Genomic DNA, 19,908 nt, shown 5'->3' with positions numbered 1-19,908 from the left:
TTGACTGAGCGTCGATGACCCAACTGAGTCAACAGGAATAGTAAAATTGAATCAAGTCAATATGAAAGAATCTCCAGCAAAGGGTATAGATAGCCATACTCCCATGATGCAACAGTATCTGCGTCTGAAAGCGCAGCACCCCGATATTATGTTGCTGTATAGAATGGGGGATTTTTACGAGTTGTTCTATGACGATGCCAAAAAGGCGGCGAAGTTACTGGATATCTCCCTAACCAAGCGCGGGCAATCGGCTGGTCAGCCTATTCCGATGGCAGGTGTCCCTTATCACGCAATCGAAAACTATCTGGCAAAACTGGTACAACTCGGTGAATCTGCGGCGATCTGCGAACAAGTTGGTGATCCTGCAACCAGTAAAGGTCCTGTTGAACGCAAAGTTGTGCGCATTGTGACTCCTGGCACTGTCACTGATGAAGCTTTACTACAAGAACGTCAAGATAATCTGCTCGCCGCTATCTGGCAGGATAACCAAGGATTTGGTTACGCGACGCTGGATATCACTTCTGGCCGTTTCCGCGTTTCTGAAATGTCCGACGAAGATAGTATTGCCGCAGAATTGCAACGAACCCGCCCTGCGGAATTACTCTATCCTGAAACATTTGAGCATATGGCATTGATTGAACGTTGCCACGGTCTACGCCGACGCCCAATGTGGGAATTTGAACTGGATACAGCAAGACAGCAACTTAATTTGCAATTTGGCACCCGTGACCTGATTGGCTTCGGTGTGGAAAAAGCGACGCTCGCCCTGCGTGCAGCAGGCTGTTTACTGCAATATGTCAAAGATACACAACGCACCACTTTACCCCATATTCGCAGCATTACGATGGAGCGCCTACAAGAAACGGTCATTATGGATGCCGCTACCCGTCGCAATCTGGAGATTACACAAAATTTATCCGGTGGTACTGAGAATACGCTGGCATCAGTACTCGATCAATGTGTAACACCGATGGGTAGCCGGATGTTAAAGCGCTGGCTACATGCACCAACCCGCAATATAGACGTGCTGGAAAATCGCCATCAAGCTATTTCCGCCTTACAAGAAATCGGTTATGAATTACGACCATTTTTGCGTCAGATCGGTGACTTAGAACGTGTGCTTGCCCGTCTTGCTCTCCGCTCTGCCCGTCCCCGTGATCTGGCCAGAATGCGCCATGCTTTCCAACAATTGCCTGATATCCATCAGATCCTGACATCCTCAGAGGCTCCTTATATCCAAACGCTACAGCAGCGTGTGGGACATTTTGATGAATTACAAACTCTGCTAGAGAATGCGGTTGTCGACACACCTCCTGTTCTGGTGCGTGACGGTGGCGTCATTGCCACGGGCTATAATGCTGAATTGGATGAGTGGCGAGCATTGGCTGATGGGGCCAGTGATTATCTGGATAAACTGGAGATCCGCGAACGCGAGAAACTCGGCATTGATACCCTGAAAGTGGGCTTTAATGCAGTGCATGGTTATTATATTCAGGTTAGCCGTGGACAAAGCCATCTAGTCCCTATCCATTACGTTCGTCGTCAAACGCTGAAAAACGCAGAACGCTATATCATTCCAGAATTAAAGGAATATGAAGACAAGGTGCTGACTTCCAAAGGCAAAGCACTTGCCATCGAAAAAGCCTTGTACGAAGAGTTATTCGATCTGTTACTGCCTCATCTGGCCGATTTGCAAACTTGTGCCGAAGCGCTGTCAGAGCTGGATGTCCTGGCAAACCTTGCCGAACGTGCTGAAACCCTAAATTACACCTGCCCGATACTAGCCGATAAAGTTGGTATTCAGATCACTGGCGGCCGGCATCCGGTTGTCGAACAAGTATTAAGCGAACCATTTATTTCTAACCCATTAACGCTCTCGTCACAGCGCCGTTTGCTGATTATTACAGGGCCGAATATGGGGGGGAAAAGTACCTATATGCGCCAGACAGCCTTGATGACGTTGATGGCTTATATTGGCAGTTTTGTTCCTGCCGAAAAAGCAGTTATTGGGCCGGTAGATCGTATCTTTACTCGTGTCGGTGCATCCGATGACCTGGCATCAGGACGTTCTACCTTTATGGTGGAGATGACCGAAACTGCCAATATATTGCATAACGCGACTGAGCACAGTCTGGTTTTGATGGATGAGATCGGCCGTGGTACATCAACCTATGATGGTTTATCCCTGGCGTGGGCTTGTGCTGAAAATTTAGCTAACCGTATCAAAGCAATGACCCTGTTTGCGACTCACTATTTTGAACTGACAACACTGCCTGAAAAACTGGAAGGTGTTGTCAATATTCATCTTGATGCAGTCGAGCATGGCGACACCATTGCTTTCATGCACAGTGTACAAGAAGGGGCGGCAAGTAAGAGTTATGGATTAGCTGTTGCATCGCTGGCAGGTGTTCCACGCGATGTCATTAAACGTGCTCGCCAGAAATTGAAAGAGCTGGAATCACTCTCCAATAGTGCAACCGCAGGCCATGTCGATACACCACAGTTAACCCTGCTGACAGAAGAAACTTCTCCAGCAGTTGAAGCATTGGAAAACCTTAATCCAGATAGCTTGACGCCACGTCAGGCATTGGAGTGGATTTATCGTCTAAAGGATATGGTTTAACAATGAATAAAATAGCCATGAATGGAACAACAATGAAGTTTGATACCCATTTGTTAGTACCCATTTATCAATTTTTACAGTGTGAAACTCCCGACCAATGGGTAGAAAAGGCGCGGCAGCCTGAGAATCTGCCAATTTTGTTGCGCGATCATCTACTCTGTGAATTGAAAGCAGCACAAAGTGCTATGTTCTTAATTCGTAAATATGCCGTTGATCCTGAAAGTGCTGACACCCTACTGGCTTGGTTTCAGCCTTATGAGAACTTTGCCTACAAAAAAATTGGCGATATTCATTCATTAAAAGGAAAAAATCAGGCCACCAAGCAAATTACTGCTCGGGCAAAATCACTTTATAGTCAAGATCTCATTGACAAAATGGTGTTATTAATTAAAGAAGAGTTACATCATTTTTATCAAGTATTGGAAATCATGGATGCCAGAGGAATAAGCTATGACAGTATCAGCGCTGGCCGCTATGCCAAATCCCTATTTCAGCATGTCACCAACCATGAGCCTTATACGTTGGTCGATAAACTGATTATTGGTGCTTATATTGAAGCACGCTCATGCGAACGTTTCGCAAAACTGGCCCCTCATCTGGATGAGGAATTAGGTAAGTTTTATATTTCTCTGCTACGTTCAGAAGCTCGCCATTACCAAGACTATTTGACGCTCGCCCAGTCAATATCTAAAGAAGATATTACAGAAAGAGTGAATTATTTTGGCCAGATTGAAGCGGAGCTTATTCAAACTCCCGATCAGGATTTTAAATTTCATAGTGGTGTTCCGATTATCTAACATTGATAAATGAAACACAAAATGGTAATGGAAATATAAATGAGTAAATAAAAGGCGGGCTTATTTAGCCCACCTTAGGATTACTATCTATACCAAATCGCCCTTCAATATGCGTCTTATATCTCCCCGCTACGCGGGGAGATATAAACAATCACATTGATTTGCAAGCTGCAACTTGAAGTGGGATTGGCATATATACCTCTATATTTTCAATTGCCACTTCGGGAATTACTTCTACCCTTGCCATCACAAAGTTGTCTAATTATCTTTGCTTCTGGAATTTATCTATTTTCCACGACGCTATAATTTGAAGTTTCTTAGGTATACGTTCTCAGGTATAAAGAATTAAGTACGGAATAATGATTCTATATTCAAGCCTTGGGTATGCAATATATCTTTAAGACGGCGCAACCCCTCAACTTGAATCTGACGAACTCTTTCTCTTGTTAAACCAATTTCTCGCCCAACATCTTCCAATGTTTCCGCTTCGTATCCAAGCAAACCAAAACGGCGAGCTAAAACTTCGCGCTGTTTTGCATTCAGTTCAAACAACCATTTAACGATACTCTGTTTCATATCATCATCTTGAATGGTCGTTTCTGGCCCCGAATCATTTTCATCAGATATTATATCCAATAATGCCTTATCTGAATCACCACCAATTGGTGTATCGACAGAAGTAATGCGTTCGTTCAGCCGCATCATACGACTTACGTCTTCAACAGGCTTATCCAGTTTTTCCGCAATTTCTTCGATACTAGGTTCATGGTCCAATTTATGTGCCAGTTCTCTTGCAGTACGTAAATAGACGTTCAATTCTTTGACTATATGAATAGGCAAACGAATTGTGCGAGTTTGATTCATAATGGCACGTTCAATTGTTTGACGGATCCACCATGTCGCATAAGTGGAAAAACGAAAACCTCTTTCAGGATCAAATTTTTCCACCGCACGAATAAGCCCAAGGTTACCTTCTTCAATCAGATCTAGCAGAGCTAATCCACGATTGCTATATCGGCGGGATATTTTTACAACCAATCGCAAATTACTTTCAATCATGCGTTGGCGTGCAGCTACATCCCCTCGCAATGCTCGTCTAGCAAAGAGAACCTCTTCCTCTGCTGTCAGCAGAGGTGAGAAACCAATCTCTCCAAGATAAAGCTGTGTTGCATCCAGCACCCGTTGGTTGACTCCTTGCAACAAATCAAAATCTTCATCAAGACCAGTTATATCATCCTCATCTTTCAGCAACGCTTCATCAAAGTCATCAGCTTCCATGCTATTTTCGTCTAAATCCGCCTCATCATACAACTCATTAACTTTAAGCGTACTTTGGCTCATCAGCTGCTCCTACCCATGATAATGCGGGCAGGAATTTTAGATCCCTGCCCCGGTTTATCGCTGCGGAAGATAACGCAGCGGGTTTACGGATTTTCCCTTATAGCGAATTTCAAAATGCAATCTTACCGAACTCGTTCCGGTGCTACCTATGGTGGCAATTTTTTGCCCCGCTTGAACATCTTGTTGTTCTCGAACCAACATTGTGTCGTTGTGCGCATAAGCGCTTAGGTAGTCATCGTTATGTTTTATTATTATTAGATTTCCATAGCCACGTAATGCGTTTCCGGCATAAACCACTTTCCCACTGGAAGTAGCAAATACGGGTTGGCCACGGCTCCCCGCAATATCAATGCCTTTATTTCCTCCCTGAGAATCAGAGAAGCCTTCAAGAATTTTTCCTTCTGCCGGCCACCTCCAATTATTAATTGCATCAATACCATTAATAACGTTATTTGCCCCTGCATCTGTTGCTGCAAACACTTTCGAATTGGTATTGTTTCCATCAGAAACAGTTGCCTTAGTCTTAGGCAACATTTTCCCTGAACTTGATCTATCAATATTTGCAGGATACGCATTAATTTTTTGAAAATCAACCTGACCAATTTTAGATCTCGTGATATTTGATGCTAATAATACGCTATTTTTGGAGGTTGGATTACCTATTCTCAATACTTGACCAACATTTAAGCTATAAGGCTCTGAAATATTATTTCTGAGAGACAGATCACGGAAATCATTGCCTGTAATCCAAGCTATATAAAACAAAGTATCACCATGTTTAACCGTATAAGTGCTCTTGTTGTAGCTTCCTTTGGGAATATTTTCGTAGTTACGGTTATAAATAATTCTTCCTTGAGACGAATTGCTATTGGCAGCATTATTCACTAGTTGACGGTTCTTAATAGCATGATCATCTGATACACGATTTGTATCGATATTCACTATTGGGGCTGGGCGATTTGATGTATTGCTACAACCTACCAGTACAATTCCCACAACAGTACTGGCAATTATCCATTTTATTTTTTTCACTGAGTTTTTTAGATTCATACTTTATTCCCCCATAAAGGCAAATATAAGTGCAAATAATGATGATGATTTATCAAAAATTTAGGGTTAAAAAAGACTTAAAGCGAAACATTTTGCTTAATTTCAGAAAAAATAACAGCTAATTTGACCCCCTCAAATAAATTAGCTGATTATGCTAGCTCGCCTTGAATTAGGGGTACAAAACGGACTGGTTCGATAACGTCGCCATGAAAATCATTACCATAACGATGTACCACTTTCAGTAACTGAGTACGCTCGCCCACAGGCAAAACCATCACGCCTCCATCGGCAAGTTGATGGAGTAATGCCTGTGGAATTTCTGGTGGCGCAGCTGTGACAATGATAGCATCAAAGGGTCCTTTTGATGGCCATCCCTCCCAGCCATCACCGTGGCGGGTTGAGATATTATGTAGGTCGAGTTGCTTCAATCTGCGCTTAGCCTGCCACTGTAATCCTTTAATCCGCTCCACGGAAAAAACACGTCTGGCTAAGTGAGCAAGTATTGCTGTTTGATAACCTGATCCTGTCCCAATTTCCAATACATTGGATTCAGGGGTCAAATTCAGCAACTCTGTCATGCGAGCGACAATATAAGGTTGGGATATCGTTTGCCCATGACCAATAGGCAGTGCGGTATTTTCATATGCCTTATGGGCGAGAGCTTCATCAACAAAACATTCTCGAGGTACTTTGCCTATAACCTCCAACAGGTGTTCATTGTGAATTCCTTGCTGACGCAATTGCGCCAGAAAATTTTTTATTGATCGGTTTAACATTCCCCAATATCCCCGACTTTTGCCAACCAATCATTTATCAGCTCTTGGGTTTTATAAGCTGTTAAGTCTACTTGCAAAGGGGTAATGGAGACAAATCCTTCTTCTACCGCAGCAAAATCTGTTTCTGGCCCAAAATCACTTTTTTCTCCCGGAGGGCCTAGCCAATAAAGCATATTACCTTTGGGATCTTCCATGGCATAGACTTGCTCAGCAGCATGACGGCAACCGCATCGGGTCACCCGAAACCCCTTGATTTGTTCAATGGGAATATCAGGGACATTAACGTTCAAAATATTGCCCGTTCTCAATGGGGATTTTTGCAGCAAAGCTAATAAACGCACGGCCACTTCTGCCGCTGTTTCATAATGTTGGTCACCATTGAGTGATACCGCCAATGCGGGTAAACCTAAGTGGCGTCCTTCCATTGCAGCCGCGACCGTGCCAGAGTAAATCACATCATCACCAAGGTTAGGACCACAGTTGATACCAGAAACGACAATGTCAGGACGAGGACGTACCAGATTATTCACACCCAAATAGACACAATCCGTCGGTGTACCTTCCTGAACAGAAATATCACCATTGTTCAGTGTGTTGATGCGCAAAGGACGATCCAGCGTTAAGGCATTCGACGCACCACTACGGTTACGGTCAGGTGCAACTACCTGCACATGGTAGTGTTTCCGCAATGTAGCCGCTAAGGTTTGAATACCCGGTGCGGTGACACCATCATCGTTGCTCAGCAATATCCGTAACATTGATATATCTCATTGATTTTAATAAAAATAAAATAATTTAATAGGGTGATTTACCCTGCGTGTGTTTGATCTTAGCATGACGTTAACAGTTTTGTAGAGTGCTTTGCATTCAAGCCACATCAAGGGAAGAACCAAGATCCTGATTGATCAATTCCCTAACAACACTGGTTGCAAAACTACCAGATGGCAAAGAGAAATGCAGAATGACAGTTTGGTCATTTTGCCATTCCCAACGCAGGTTAAGCGGTTGCACCAATATTGCCCGACGAGAGCTTTCCACACGCTCACGTTTAACTAACGCCCAAAGTGCTTCGTAATCCAATAAACATTGTTGTTCGAAATCCAGGGCCTGAGATTGTGTTCCTAATGCTTTGTCACCCGGTAAAGGTGCTGTTATCTGTAACTCTCCATCCACAACTCGCTGCTGCAATACCGATAATTCAGATTCATCAGCCACAAACCAACTACCGCGCCCCGTTAATTGTAATGCATCGCCATTTTTTACCTTTTGGTGTCCATTTTGGGCAATACGTTTGCTGGCAACAGTATTAAACATCGCGCTGCGACAAGCAGAAAGATAAAAGCTACGCCGGTTACGTTCTTTGACTTGGATTTCATTAGCTGCCCAGCGTTGAGCCTGGACTAAATTTTGGCCATCCCGCCCGAAACGTTGTTCACCAAAGTAATTCGGCACACCAGTTTGCGCTATCTGCTGCAAACGCTTTTCCACTGATTGCCGGTCAGAAATGTCCCTTAATACCAGTGTGAAGTCATTGCCTTTCAATGCGCCAATTCGTAGCTTGCGTTTCTGGCGGGAAGTTGCCAGCACTTCACAACCCTCAAGTTGAAATACCGTGAAATCTGGATCTTGTTTCCCCGGTATATGCAAACAGAACCACTGTTCTGTCACTGCACTGCGATCTTTCAACCCCGCATAGCTGACAGAGCGTGCCGGTATTTTGGCAAAACGGGCAAGATGATCCGCGACAAATTGGGTGTTACATCCTGTTTTACGGATATGGACCATTAAGTGTTCGCCTTCGCCATCAGGAGAAAATCCCAAATCTTCGCGAACAATAAAATCTTCTGGTGTGGCTTTCACAATACCGGTCGCTTCCGGCCGGCCATAAAGCCAATGTAATTCACTCAATGTCATATTTATTTCTTTTACCCGCTTATTCTTTTACCAACAAAGCAACCGCTTCGCAGGCAATACCCTCTTTACGACCAACAAATCCCAGTTTTTCTGTTGTTGTCGCTTTAACGTTAATATCATCCATATGGCATTCAAGATCTTCCGCCAGGTTAACCCGCATCTGGGGAATATGCGGTAACATTTTTGGTGCCTGTGCGATAATGGTGATATCCAGGTTGCCTAACCGATAGCCCTTCGCACGGATACGGCGATAGGCTTCTTTCAGTAATTCACGACTATCCGCCCCCTTGAAGGCAGGATCGGTATCGGGAAATAATTTACCAATATCTCCCAAGGCTGCCGCGCCCAATAGAGCATCTGTAGCAGCGTGTAAGGCGACATCCCCATCGGAATGAGCAATTAATCCCTGTTCATAAGGAATGCGGACACCGCCAATGATCAATGGCCCTTCTCCACCAAATTTATGCACATCAAAACCATGTCCAATTCTCATACGATAGATTCCTTAGCTTTTTGGGATAGGTAAAATTCAGCCAATGCCAAATCTTCAGGTTGAGTCACTTTTATGTTATCCGCCCGTCCATTAATCAGCACAGGACGATAACCACAATGCTCAAGTGCCGAAGATTCATCGGTGATACAGGCTTGATCTGCAAGGGCCTTGATCAAACAATCACGCAATAACTGCAAAGGGAATAATTGTGGCGTCAGAGCATGCCACAGCCCGTTACGGTCAACGGTATGCGCAATCAATGTGTGGTCAATTGTGGGTGACTCTGAGACTGGTAGCGATACCATGCGTTTCATCGTATCTCTCACCGGTGATGCCAATAATCCACCACATATGTCAGGAGAGACTGCATTGTGATCAATAATCCGCAACAGGCTATCGAGATCATTTCGATGGAGACAAGGACGGGCTGCATCATGCACTAAAACCCAGCTTGTCCTGTCTGTGCCTGTGGGCAAACTAGCCAGATAATCCAACCCAGCCAGAACCGAATCAGCTCGCTCTTCACCGCCAATAACTGTCGTAATTCTTGGATCAGAAGCGACAGGCAATTGCGCAAATTGGGTATCAGCTGGATTCAGCGCAATAATGACGCGTTGTATACAAGGATGCTCAAACAATGCTGCTAAGGTATGTTCAAGAATTGTTTTTCCGGCAACTTTCAGATACTGTTTTGGGCAATCTGATTTCATCCTGCTACCAATACCCGCAGCAGGGATCAAGGCGATAATTTCAGCAGGGGAATGAAGTTGTGACTTATTCATTTCGATTATTATTTACTGTTTTGATTTAACGGTTATTGCGCATTATGCTTTGAGGTATCAGGCACCATACGATAAAAAGATTCTCCCGGTTTAATCATGCCCAATTCATTACGAGCGCGTTCTTCAATCGCTTCCTGCCCCCCTTTAAGATCCTTAATTTCAGCAAACAACTGGTCATTACGTGCTTTTAGTTTTAAGTTATCAACCTCTTGTTTATCAACTTCAGCCTTAACCCGCACATAATCATGAATACCGTTTTTGCCGAACCACAGTGAATACTGTAACCACCCCAGCAGAACCAATAATAGTAGCGTTAGTTTGCCCATCTCCCCCCCTGAAAACCTGCTAATCATCCCACAACTGAAAGCATGACGCCACTGACTCTCACAAAACCATTTACAAAACCATTCGCAAAAAAAGCCTCTTGCAAAACAGGATTGCACGACATAGTAGAAATGCATTGCATTAAATGAGTGTAGAAACACATTATTTCACTAACAATAATAATGTGTTTCATAACAGTTTGTTGGGTTTGGTCGTTAAGTTGGCAGGATATTATTATTTTTCAAGGCAAACAGCAGTTTTTCAATCGAAGATTCTACAGACTGTGAACCCTCTAAATAGACTTCTGGCTGTTCGGGAGCTTCATAGGCTGCATCAATTCCGGTGAAATTACGTAATTCTCCCGCTCGTGCTTTTTTATATAGTCCCTTGGGATCACGAGCCTCACAGATCTCCAATGGCGTATCGACATACACTTCAATAAAGCGCCCCTCTTCCATGAGTTCGCGTATTTTTTGCCGTTCTGCTCTATGGGGGGAAATAAATGCTGTCAGGACAACCAATCCCGCATCAACCATCAATTTTGCAACTTCACCGACGCGCCGGATATTTTCCTGCCGATCTATTTCAGAAAAGCCCAAATCACTGCACAGGCCATGACGGACATTATCCCCATCCAGTAAGTACGTTTTGATTCCCTGTGCAAACAATGCCTGCTCCAATGCTCCTGCAAGGGTGGATTTTCCTGAACCAGACAGCCCTGTGAACCAAATCACCCGTGCAGGATGCCCATTTGCACTTTCCCGCTGTGACCTGTCCAAAACATGTGAATGCCAGACGATATTATTCTGATCCACTTATTTTCCTCCCAATAGATCACGTACTCCCCAGTGCGGGAAGTGGCGACGAACTAATTGGTTAAGCTCCAGCTCAAACTCACTGTATTCTTTCGGCTCTTCATAAACATCTGCCTGGATTTCACGCACCAATCCCGCTCCTACGGTCACATTGGTCAGACGATCAATCAGGATAATGCCACCGGTATCTGCATTTTGCGCATAGCAGTCGAGCAATAAAGGTTCATCAAATGAAAATTCCACCCGCCCAATGGCATTGAGGGGTAATTCAATCGCAACTTTCTGTGTCAGGTTGTTAATATCCACTTGATATTGAACATTCTCGACTTTGCCACGGCTTTTTTTACCCGCGACTTTGATATCCAAGCTTTGCCCTTGAATCAGTGGCTGTTCTGACATCCAGACGACATCAACCAAAGCGTGGCGGGTTGCGCTCATTTGAGCGTCAACAGCAATCAATAAGTCACCACGGCTAATATCTATTTCATCTTTTAATACGAGGGTAATAGCCTCTCCAGGTACGGCAAATCTGAGATCACCATTAAACGTGACGATCCTTTCTACCGTAGAAATCACACCAGATGGCATCACTTTTATTTGCTGGCCTTGCCATAAGATCCCTGATGACAATGTGCCGCTATATCCACGAAAATCAAGATCAGGGCGGTTGACATACTGTACGGGGAAACGCAAGGGCTGTTCTGTCGCTTTTGTTTTTACGTCCACGGATTCCAGGATATCCAGTAGCGTTTTTCCCGTATGCCACGCCATTTTTTCACTGCGGGTGACGATGTTATCCCCTTCCAACGCCGAAATTGGGACGAAATAGAGGGTGAGATCAGTAGGTAATTGTGCTGCGAAATTCAAATAATCTTGCTTGATCTGTTCAAATATCTCTTGCTGATATCCAACCAAATCCATTTTATTGACTGCCACCACCAAGTGACGAATACCCAGCAAGGTACTGATAAAACTGTGGCGGCGAGTTTGTTCCTGAACACCTTTGCGTGCATCGATCAATAAAATAGAAAGATTACTGGTTGAGGCGCCTGTCGCCATATTGCGGGTATATTGCTCATGCCCGGGTGTGTCCGCAATAATGAATTTACGCTTTTCCGTAGAAAAATAGCGGTATGCTACGTCAATGGTGATGCCCTGTTCCCGTTCCGCCGCCAATCCATCAACTAATAAAGCCAGATCAAGCTTTTCTCCCTGAGTCCCAATTCGCTTGCTATCGCTTTGTAAAGTTGCCAGCTGATCCTCATAGATTTGACGGGTATCATGCAGCAAACGTCCAATTAGGGTACTTTTACCATCATCCACGCTACCACAAGTTAAAAAACGCAGTAATCCTTTTTCCTGCTGCATTCGAAGATAGGCTTCAACTCCACCTTGTTGCTTGATCTGACTAGCAATAGTTTCATTATATGCAAGTGCTGGCATATCTGGACTCCTTAAAAATAACCCTGGCGCTTTTTCAGCTCCATAGAACCTGACTGATCACTGTCAATCAGCCGCCCTTGCCGTTCGCTAGTGGTCGATATCAACATTTCTTCGATGATTTCCGGCAACGTTTCTGCTTCTGATTCCACCGCGCCTGTCAGCGGCCAGCAGCCAAGTGTCCTAAAGCGCACTTTACGCTGGCTAATGACTTCCCCTGCTTTCAGGTCAATTCGATCATCGTCAACTATAATTAATGTCCCCTCACGCTGAACAACCGGGCGAAATTTAGCAAAATAAAGGGGGACGATATCGATCTGCTCCAAATAGATGTATTGCCAGATATCCAACTCGGTCCAGTTGGATAATGGGAAGACGCGGATACTTTCCCCTTTGTTAATCTGGCCGTTATAATTGCGCCAAAGTTCAGGGCGCTGGTTTTTAGGATCCCAACGATGGGAACGGTCACGGAATGAGTAAATTCGTTCTTTGGCTCGCGATTTTTCTTCATCACGCCGCGCCCCGCCAAATGCTGCATCAAAGCCGTATTTATCCAGTGCTTGCTTCAATCCTTCTGTTTTCATGATATCGGTATGTTTGGCACTGCCATGAATAAAAGGATTGATTCCCAGCATCTCGCCTTGTGGATTGCGGTAAACCAGTAACTCAAAACCATATTTTTCCGCTGTACGATCACGGAAGTCATACATGTCCTGAAATTTCCAGCCTGTATCTACGTGTAATAAAGGAAAAGGCAGTTTTCCCGGATAAAATGCTTTACGTGCAAGATGCAGCATTACAGAGGAATCTTTACCAATCGAATAGAGCATGACGGGGTTGGCAAATTCAGCAGCCACTTCCCGAATAATATGGATACTTTCAGCTTCAAGTTGCTGTAAGTGTGTTAGTCTTTTTTCGTCCATTGGGCACTCCTTATACTAAATCAATCACAGCAGGGGGATTTACTTGATCAGCCGCGTTTTCGCTTTCAAACCATCCTATTTGATGGTGGAGTTGAGCCACCTCTCCTATTACCAGTAAGGCAGGTGAGGGAACTTCTTGTGCCAATCGTTCCAATTCGGATAAGGTTCCGGTCAATACTTGTTGTTCTGGACGAGTGCCACAACCAATCACGGCAACGGGGGTGTGGCTGTCCCGACCGTGTGAGATCAACTTTTGGCTGATCAAGGCTGCTTTCATAATCCCCATATAAATGGCTAATGTTTGATTGCCCCGCGCGAGTGCTGGCCAATCCAATTCATTGCCATTTTCACGGCAATGTCCGGTAATAAAGGTGACACTTTGCGCGTGTTCTCTGTGAGTCAATGGAATACCTGCGTAAGCAGAAGCGCCTACCGCTGCCGTAATGCCAGGCACAACTTGAAAAGGAATTCCCGCTGCTGCCGCAATCTGTAATTCTTCTCCACCACGGCCGAAAATAAAGGGATCGCCCCCTTTTAAGCGAACCACTTTTTTCCCCTGATTCGCTAATTTGATGATAAGTCGGTTGGTTTCTTCCTGCGCTACGGAGTGATTACCTGCTCTTTTTCCAACACAGATTTTGTCTGCATCACGGCGAACTAACTCCAGAATTTCTGCGCTCACTAAATGGTCATAAAGAATGACGTCAGCCTGCTGGATCACTTGCAAGCCTTTTAAGGTCAATAATCCTGGATCACCTGGTCCAGCGCCTACCAGAGCAAGTTCTCCTTGGGAATGAGAGTCACCTTGTGTCAACTGCTGTTCAAGTTGCTCTTCTGCTTGCTGTAATTGCCCATTGGCAATGAGTGTGGCAAAACGCCCATTAAACGCTTTTTCCCAAAAGTGGCGCCGTTGACGTATGGAAGTAAAACGTTGTTTCACGCGTTCGCGCCAGCGCCCCGCGATATTTGCCATCGTACCCAAGCTAAATGGGAGCAAAGACTCCAGCTTTTCCCGCAATAATCTTGTCAATACCGGAGATTTTCCAGCCGATGAGATCGCCACAATAACCGGGGAGCGATCAATAATTGAGGGGAAAATGGCCGAACAGAGCGGTTGGTTATCCACAACGTTGGTCAAAATAGCGCGCTTATTGGCTTCAGTAAAAATATGCTGATTTAGGTCGTGATCATCGGTGGCGGCAATCACTAAAAATACACCATCAAGATATTCTGTTTTAAACGTTCCCTGTAACCACTCAACTTCCCCTTTTTGATAGCGTTGTTGCAGTTCTGCATGTAGCTCAGGAGCAACAACCGTTAACACTGCACCAGTACGAAGTAATAAGTCTGCTTTGCGAGAGGCGATTTCTCCGCCCCCTATCAGCAATACAGATCGGGCTTTAAGCTCAATAAATAAAGGTAAATAATCCACGATACCATCCCGCGTTAGAGCCTGTTCATGTTCAACCCTATGGATTTCAGGTCACAAAGGATATAGCTCTTAATTATTATGATGACCAAGGAATGAATATATGAGGCCGTGATCAGGTTATGAAATGACAAAAAGTAATTATTTGTTCCTGAATCGCATAAGATAATTCTTTCGCAAGTTATAGAGCCAATTAAGCAAGATATGCAGCATAAAAAAACAGCGCCTCTTTTTGAGAGAAGCGCTGCCTAGTAGATTTGTAATATCAATTCAACTTTCGTGCAAACCACACTCACGTTTCAAGCCAAAAAAACGCGTTTGTTCTTCACTCATACCGGGTTCCCATTTTTGGGTGGTATGCGTATCCCCGACAGAAAGGTAGCCCTGTTCCCATAATGGATGGTATTCAAGGCTATGCTTGGTCAAGTATTGGTGAACCTGCCTATTATCCCAATCAATTATAGGCAAGATTTTAAAAACTCCCCGTTGAACTGCCAGCACAGGTAAGTTAGTTCGGCTTTCTGATTGCTGGCGACGCAACCCAGCAAACCAGCTTTGTGCTTGCAGAGCTGCTAATGCACGATTCATCGGCGCAACTTTATTGATTTGGTTATAACGTTCTATCCCTTCTATTCCCTGTTCCCATAATTTGCCATAACGTGCTTCTTGCCAGGCGGGAGAATGTTCTGCACGAAAAATCTTCAAGTTCAGGTTGAGTTTTTCAGTCAGTTTATCAATAAATTGATAAGTTTCAGGAAATAAGTATCCCGTATCGGTAAGAATCACGGGAATATCAGGATACTCCCGTGTCACAAGATGCAAACAGACAGCCGCCTGAATACCAAAACTAGAGGAAAGCACAAATTCGCCAGATAGATGCTCCAATGCCCATCTCACACGTTCACGAGCATCCAGTATCTCCAGTTGTTGATTGATGTCTGCCAATGACGTGATTTGCTGCTCTGGAGCCAGTGCCACCAGCTCCGATAAGTTCAGTCGGCTCACACTGCCTCCTGCCAATCATAAAAATCGACGGCTGAATTCAATACTGGCTTGATGATATCGGTGCGGATCAGAAAATCACCAAAACATTCATTGGCATGACGTTCCGATGCCCAACGACCAATTAATTCATCCAGTATCTCAAGGATCTCTGCTGATGTAATATTTTCCTTGTACATGCGGGGAATGCGATCACCGATGCGATTTCCACCAAGATGCAGGTTGTAACGATCAAGTGCTTTACCCACCAGCCCAATTTCTGCCAGCATCGCCCTGCCACACCCATTCGGACAGCCTGTAACACGCAGTATGATCTCTTCATCACCCACACCATGTTTTTCCATTAACGCATCAACATAATCGACAAAAGTCGGCAGGAAACGTTCTGCTTCAGCCATCGCTAATGGGCAGGTAGGAAATGAAACACAGGCCATAGCGTGGTGACGCAAAGTAGTCACGCTATCGTCAATTAAGCCATGAGCACGGGCAATGTCTTCAATCCGCGTTTTTTCACTCTCCGGCACTCCTGCCACAATCAGGTTTTGGTTGGCAGTCAGACGAAAATCGCCTTTATGGATTTTCGCAATTTCTGCAATCCCTGTTTTTAATGGCTTGTTGGGATAATCCAACAAACGGCCATTTTCAATAAATAAGGTCAGGTGCCATTGATCATCAATGCCTTTTAACCAACCAATTTGATCGCCCCGGCCAGTGAATTGATATGGCCGAATAGCTTCAAATTTCACACCAGCACGTTTTTCAACCTCTTGTTTGAAGGTTTCGATACCTACACGTTCAAGGGTATATTTGGTTTTCGCATTTTTACGGTCAGTCCGGTTACCCCAATCACGTTGAGTGGTCACTATCGCCTCTGCAATGGCCAAGGTGTGTTCCTGTGCAATAAAACCAAATTCACTCGCCAGTCGTGGGAAGGTTTTTTTGTCGCCGTGGGTCATGGCTAATCCCCCACCCACCAATACGTTAAAGCCAATTAATTGATCATTTTCCGCAATGGCAACAAAGTTCATATCGTTGGCATGCAGATCCACATCATTTTGTGGCGGGATCACTACCGATGTTTTGAATTTACGGGGCAGATAAGTGGTGCCAAGAATCGGCTCTTCATCGGTTGTTGCAACTTTTTCTTTATCTAACCAGATTTCAGCATACGCATTGGTACGAGGGAGCAGATGTTCCGATATCTTTTTCGCCCACTCATAGGCCTGTTGGTGTAAAGCAGACTGCACCGGATTGGACGTACACAACACGTTACGATTGACGTCATTAGCAGTAGCCAGTGAATCCAAGCCCATATGTGCTAATAATTGATGGGCTGGTTTGAGATTGTTTTTTAAGATCCCATGAAACTGGAATGTCTGGCGGTTAGTCAATCTAATACTGCCATATAGTGTATTTTCTGTCGCAAACCGATCAATGCCCAGCCACTGTCTTGGCGTAATAATCCCCCCCGGTAAGCGACAACGCAACATCATGGCATGGCGTGGTTCGAGTTTTTGTTCTATACGCTCGGCCCGAATATCACGGTCATCTTGCTGATACATGCCGTGAAAGCGGATAAGGAGAAAATTATCCCCCTCAAATCCACCTGTCAGCCCATTTTTTAAATCTTCGCTGATCGTTCCTCGCAAATAATTACTGTCCAACTTCATGCGTTCACTGTCTGCAAGTTTTCCTTCAACGATTAGGGTATCTGTTTTTTCTTTGCTCACATTGCTCATATTAGTAAACATCTCTCTGATAACGGCGCTCAAGGCGCAATTCACTCAAGAATTCATCAGCCTGTTCAGCATCCATACCACCATGTTGTGAAATGATGTCCAATAGGGCCTGTTCTACATCTTTTGCCATGCGATTCGCATCGCCACAGACATACAGATGGGCGCCATCCTGGATCCAGCGCCAGACTTCTTCTCCCTGTTCACGCAGTTTGTCTTGTACATACACTTTATGCTGCTGATCCCTTGACCATGCCAAATCAATGCGAGTCAATAAGCCCTCTTTCACATAACGCTGGAATTCAACCTGATAAAGAAAATCTTCCACAAAATGGGGGTTACCAAAAAACAGCCAGTTTTTACCTGCCGCTTCCTGGTTGTCTCGGTGCTGCAAAAATGCCCTAAATGGAGCAACCCCTGTTCCTGGCCCAATCATGATGATTGGTGTATTAGGATCGGCCGGTAAACGGAAATTGTCGTTTTGTTCGATAAACACGCGGATGCTGTCATCTTCTTGCAAGCGATCCGCCAGATAACCTGACGCGCCACCTGTACGGGCACGCCCTTCAATGTCATAACGAACAACGCCAACAGTAATATGAACTTCGTTTTCCACCTCAGATTGTGAAGAGGAGATGGAATAGAGACGTGGTGTCAGTGGGCGCAATAAATCAATAAATTGTTGGGCTTCTGGCTGTGAAGCAGCAGCCCTGACCATATCGACAATAGGCGTTGTCTGGGCATATTGCTGCAAGGCTTGTTTGTTAGCGACTAGCGATAACAGTTTTTCATCTTTCGCCAACGCTGCATATTTCCCAACAATTACACTGGTATTTTGAGTCAACTCTACATGGCTAATCAACGCCTCACGCAGTGGGAGTGATTTTCCATGCACATTGACCTGCTCTGAACCTTCCAGCCAAAGTAGCGCTATTAATTCATCCACTAAAGCCGGATCGTTTTCAAACCAGACTCCCAGGGCATCTCCTGGTTGATAACGCAGCCCTGAGTCCCCTAAATCAATTTCAACATGGCGAACATCTTTGTCAGAACCACGTCCCGTTATTTTCCAGTTAGTCAACAGAGAGGCCGTTAGAGGGTTTTCTTTAGTATATGTTTGGGCTTCTTTAACATGCGTAGAAACAGTAGGTGGCGTGATAATCGGAGCGTCAGTCTTTGCTTGTACTGACAAACGTTGCTTCAAAATATCCGTAATTTGTTGACGCCATTGAGCTGCCTGTTCTTGGTATTCCACATCAACATCAACACGAGCCAATAGGCGCTGAGCACCCAGTTCATGCAAACGACTGTCAAAATCTTTCCCCGCCTGACAGAATTTTTCATACGACGTATCCCCAAGGGCAAATACGGCATATACCGTCTCTTTCATTGAGGGTGCTTTTTTAGAATAGAGATACTTATGAAGTGCTACGGCTTCCTCGGCAGGTTCACCTTCACCTTGCGTTGAAGCAATAATAATCAATACACGTTCCTGGGAAATTTGCTTAAATTTATAGTCACCCGCATTAATTAAGTTTACATTGATATTTTCAGCTAATAGTGAATCTCTTAGTTGTTCAGCCAGATGACGGGCATTGCCTGTTTGCGATGCGGAAAGCAAAGTCACTGTTTCTTTTGCAGAAACGACAGGTGTCTCTGCCCCAATTTGTGGCTGATGATTCACCATTCCCCAAAAGTAGCCAGACAACCAAGCTAATTGATGGGGAGAAAAATCGCTAATTGCAGACTGCAAGCGTGATAATTGTTCTGGAGAAACAGGTAGTAATGCGATTGAAGGTGGTTTTGCGGTCATTGTCCCAGTGCCTTTTGCTATAGCCAGTATCCATGTTGTAAAAGATACAAAAATCAATCCAGTCATGAACATGAATTGATTAAGGTTATCCCAAAATGGGGGCTGTATTTAAAGAAAGGATTGCAATATCTCATAACCAAAATGCCTAACTTTATTTACAGATTTAATATATCAATAAAGTCGTTAAGCGTTGTGCTTTTTACTTCCAGAAAAATCACGTTAAGCTCGCAAAGTTCAGGTAGAATAGCCGACCTTTTGAAGTCAGGGGAAAGCACAATGAGTACAACCATCTTTAAAGATTTTCAATTCGAAGCAGCACATCACCTTCCACACGTACCGGAAGGGCACAAATGTGGGCGTTTGCATGGGCATTCATTTATGGTACGTCTGGAGGTCACCGGAGAAGTTAATCCACTTAGTGGCTGGCTCATGGATTTTGCCGATGTCAAAGCTGCCTTTAAACCTGTCTGGGAACAACTCGATCACCATTATCTCAATGAGATTCCTGGGCTTGAAAATCCAACCAGCGAAGTGTTGGCCAAATGGATCTGGGAGAAGTTAAAACCGACGTTGCTTCAACTCAGTGCTGTTATGGTTAAAGAGACTTGTAGCGCAGGTTGTATCTATCGGGGAGAATAAGGATTCAGCAC

The 19,908-nt window shown here is 44.5% G+C and carries 18 protein-coding genes; 3 read left to right on the top strand and 15 right to left on the bottom strand.

Annotated features, from left to right (window positions below):
- The first annotated feature begins 61 nt into the window (after positions 1-61).
- Both mutS and miaE read left to right on the top strand, forming a co-directional pair.
- Complete coding sequence (mutS, locus tag AAC853_RS10440; RefSeq protein WP_338885525.1) at positions 62-2,623, top strand: DNA mismatch repair protein MutS; 2,562 nt, start codon at positions 62-64, stop codon at positions 2,621-2,623.
- 2 nt (positions 2,624-2,625) lie between these two features.
- Positions 2,626-3,420: a tRNA isopentenyl-2-thiomethyl-A-37 hydroxylase MiaE gene (gene miaE / locus AAC853_RS10435; RefSeq protein WP_340614531.1), complete on the top strand. Its 795-nt coding sequence runs from the start codon at positions 2,626-2,628 to the stop codon at positions 3,418-3,420.
- A gap of 345 nt (positions 3,421-3,765) precedes the next feature.
- Here the strand turns inward: miaE and rpoS are convergent, their stop codons facing one another.
- The 15 genes from rpoS to cysJ all read right to left on the bottom strand — a co-directional run bounded on the left by rpoS (position 3,766) and on the right by cysJ (position 19,258).
- On the bottom strand, positions 3,766-4,761 hold the full coding sequence (gene rpoS, locus AAC853_RS10430; RefSeq protein WP_338884574.1) for an RNA polymerase sigma factor RpoS: 996 nt from the start codon (positions 4,759-4,761) through the stop codon (positions 3,766-3,768).
- A gap of 54 nt (positions 4,762-4,815) precedes the next feature.
- Positions 4,816-5,811, bottom strand: coding sequence for a murein hydrolase activator NlpD (gene nlpD / locus AAC853_RS10425; RefSeq protein ID WP_422824206.1), 996 nt, complete (start codon positions 5,809-5,811; stop codon positions 4,816-4,818).
- A 149-nt stretch (positions 5,812-5,960) separates the two neighbouring features.
- Entirely contained in the window at positions 5,961-6,587 is a 627-nt protein-coding gene (locus AAC853_RS10420) for a protein-L-isoaspartate(D-aspartate) O-methyltransferase (RefSeq protein ID WP_338884573.1), read from the bottom strand.
- Positions 6,581-7,345 (bottom strand): 5'/3'-nucleotidase SurE, encoded by a 765-nt coding sequence (gene surE / locus AAC853_RS10415; RefSeq protein ID WP_340614530.1) that lies wholly within the window; start codon positions 7,343-7,345, stop codon positions 6,581-6,583. The genes AAC853_RS10420 and surE overlap by 7 nt, the downstream gene beginning before the upstream one ends.
- A 109-nt stretch (positions 7,346-7,454) precedes the next feature.
- Entirely contained in the window at positions 7,455-8,501 is a 1,047-nt protein-coding gene (gene truD, locus AAC853_RS10410) for a tRNA pseudouridine(13) synthase TruD (protein ID WP_340614529.1), read from the bottom strand.
- A 19-nt stretch (positions 8,502-8,520) separates the two neighbouring features.
- Positions 8,521-8,994, bottom strand: a complete 474-nt coding sequence (gene ispF, locus AAC853_RS10405) for a 2-C-methyl-D-erythritol 2,4-cyclodiphosphate synthase (protein ID WP_189759508.1) — start codon at positions 8,992-8,994, stop codon at positions 8,521-8,523.
- Positions 8,991-9,776, bottom strand: a complete 786-nt coding sequence (ispD, locus tag AAC853_RS10400) for a 2-C-methyl-D-erythritol 4-phosphate cytidylyltransferase (RefSeq protein WP_340614528.1) — start codon at positions 9,774-9,776, stop codon at positions 8,991-8,993. Before ispD ends, ispF begins: the two co-directional genes overlap by 4 nt.
- A gap of 32 nt (positions 9,777-9,808) precedes the next feature.
- The gene (gene ftsB / locus AAC853_RS10395) at positions 9,809-10,102 is read right to left on the bottom strand and encodes a cell division protein FtsB (protein WP_099141990.1); all 294 of its coding nucleotides are present in this window, start codon (positions 10,100-10,102) and stop codon (positions 9,809-9,811) included.
- Between the two features lie 213 nt (positions 10,103-10,315).
- The gene (cysC, locus tag AAC853_RS10390) at positions 10,316-10,915 is read right to left on the bottom strand and encodes an adenylyl-sulfate kinase (RefSeq protein WP_338884569.1); all 600 of its coding nucleotides are present in this window, start codon (positions 10,913-10,915) and stop codon (positions 10,316-10,318) included.
- Complete coding sequence (gene cysN, locus AAC853_RS10385) at positions 10,916-12,358, bottom strand: sulfate adenylyltransferase subunit CysN (RefSeq protein ID WP_340614527.1); 1,443 nt, start codon at positions 12,356-12,358, stop codon at positions 10,916-10,918. It lies immediately after the preceding gene.
- 11 nt (positions 12,359-12,369) lie between these two features.
- The gene (gene cysD / locus AAC853_RS10380; RefSeq protein WP_340614526.1) at positions 12,370-13,278 is read right to left on the bottom strand and encodes a sulfate adenylyltransferase subunit CysD; all 909 of its coding nucleotides are present in this window, start codon (positions 13,276-13,278) and stop codon (positions 12,370-12,372) included.
- 10 nt (positions 13,279-13,288) lie between these two features.
- Positions 13,289-14,710, bottom strand: coding sequence for a siroheme synthase CysG (gene cysG / locus AAC853_RS10375; RefSeq protein WP_340614525.1), 1,422 nt, complete (start codon positions 14,708-14,710; stop codon positions 13,289-13,291).
- A 267-nt stretch (positions 14,711-14,977) separates the two neighbouring features.
- Positions 14,978-15,712: a phosphoadenylyl-sulfate reductase gene (locus AAC853_RS10370; RefSeq protein ID WP_273560160.1), complete on the bottom strand. Its 735-nt coding sequence runs from the start codon at positions 15,710-15,712 to the stop codon at positions 14,978-14,980.
- Positions 15,709-17,448: an assimilatory sulfite reductase (NADPH) hemoprotein subunit gene (cysI, locus tag AAC853_RS10365; RefSeq protein ID WP_338884563.1), complete on the bottom strand. Its 1,740-nt coding sequence runs from the start codon at positions 17,446-17,448 to the stop codon at positions 15,709-15,711. Before cysI ends, AAC853_RS10370 begins: the two co-directional genes overlap by 4 nt.
- A gap of 1 nt (position 17,449) precedes the next feature.
- Entirely contained in the window at positions 17,450-19,258 is a 1,809-nt protein-coding gene (gene cysJ / locus AAC853_RS10360; protein ID WP_340614524.1) for an NADPH-dependent assimilatory sulfite reductase flavoprotein subunit, read from the bottom strand.
- Positions 19,259-19,534: 276 nt separating this feature from the next.
- Here cysJ and queD point away from each other — a divergent pair, with 276 nt between their 5' ends.
- A complete protein-coding gene (queD, locus tag AAC853_RS10355) occupies positions 19,535-19,897 on the top strand; it encodes a 6-carboxytetrahydropterin synthase QueD (RefSeq protein ID WP_340614523.1) in 363 nt (120 codons plus the stop codon).
- Positions 19,898-19,908: the final 11 nt, after the last annotated feature.

It is taken from the genome of Xenorhabdus thailandensis (assembly GCF_037996785.1).
GTDB classification, from domain to species: domain Bacteria; phylum Pseudomonadota; class Gammaproteobacteria; order Enterobacterales; family Enterobacteriaceae; genus Xenorhabdus; species Xenorhabdus griffiniae.
The sequence above is the reverse complement of the archived record's forward strand: the minus strand, read 5'-3'. Positions and strand labels throughout refer to the sequence as shown.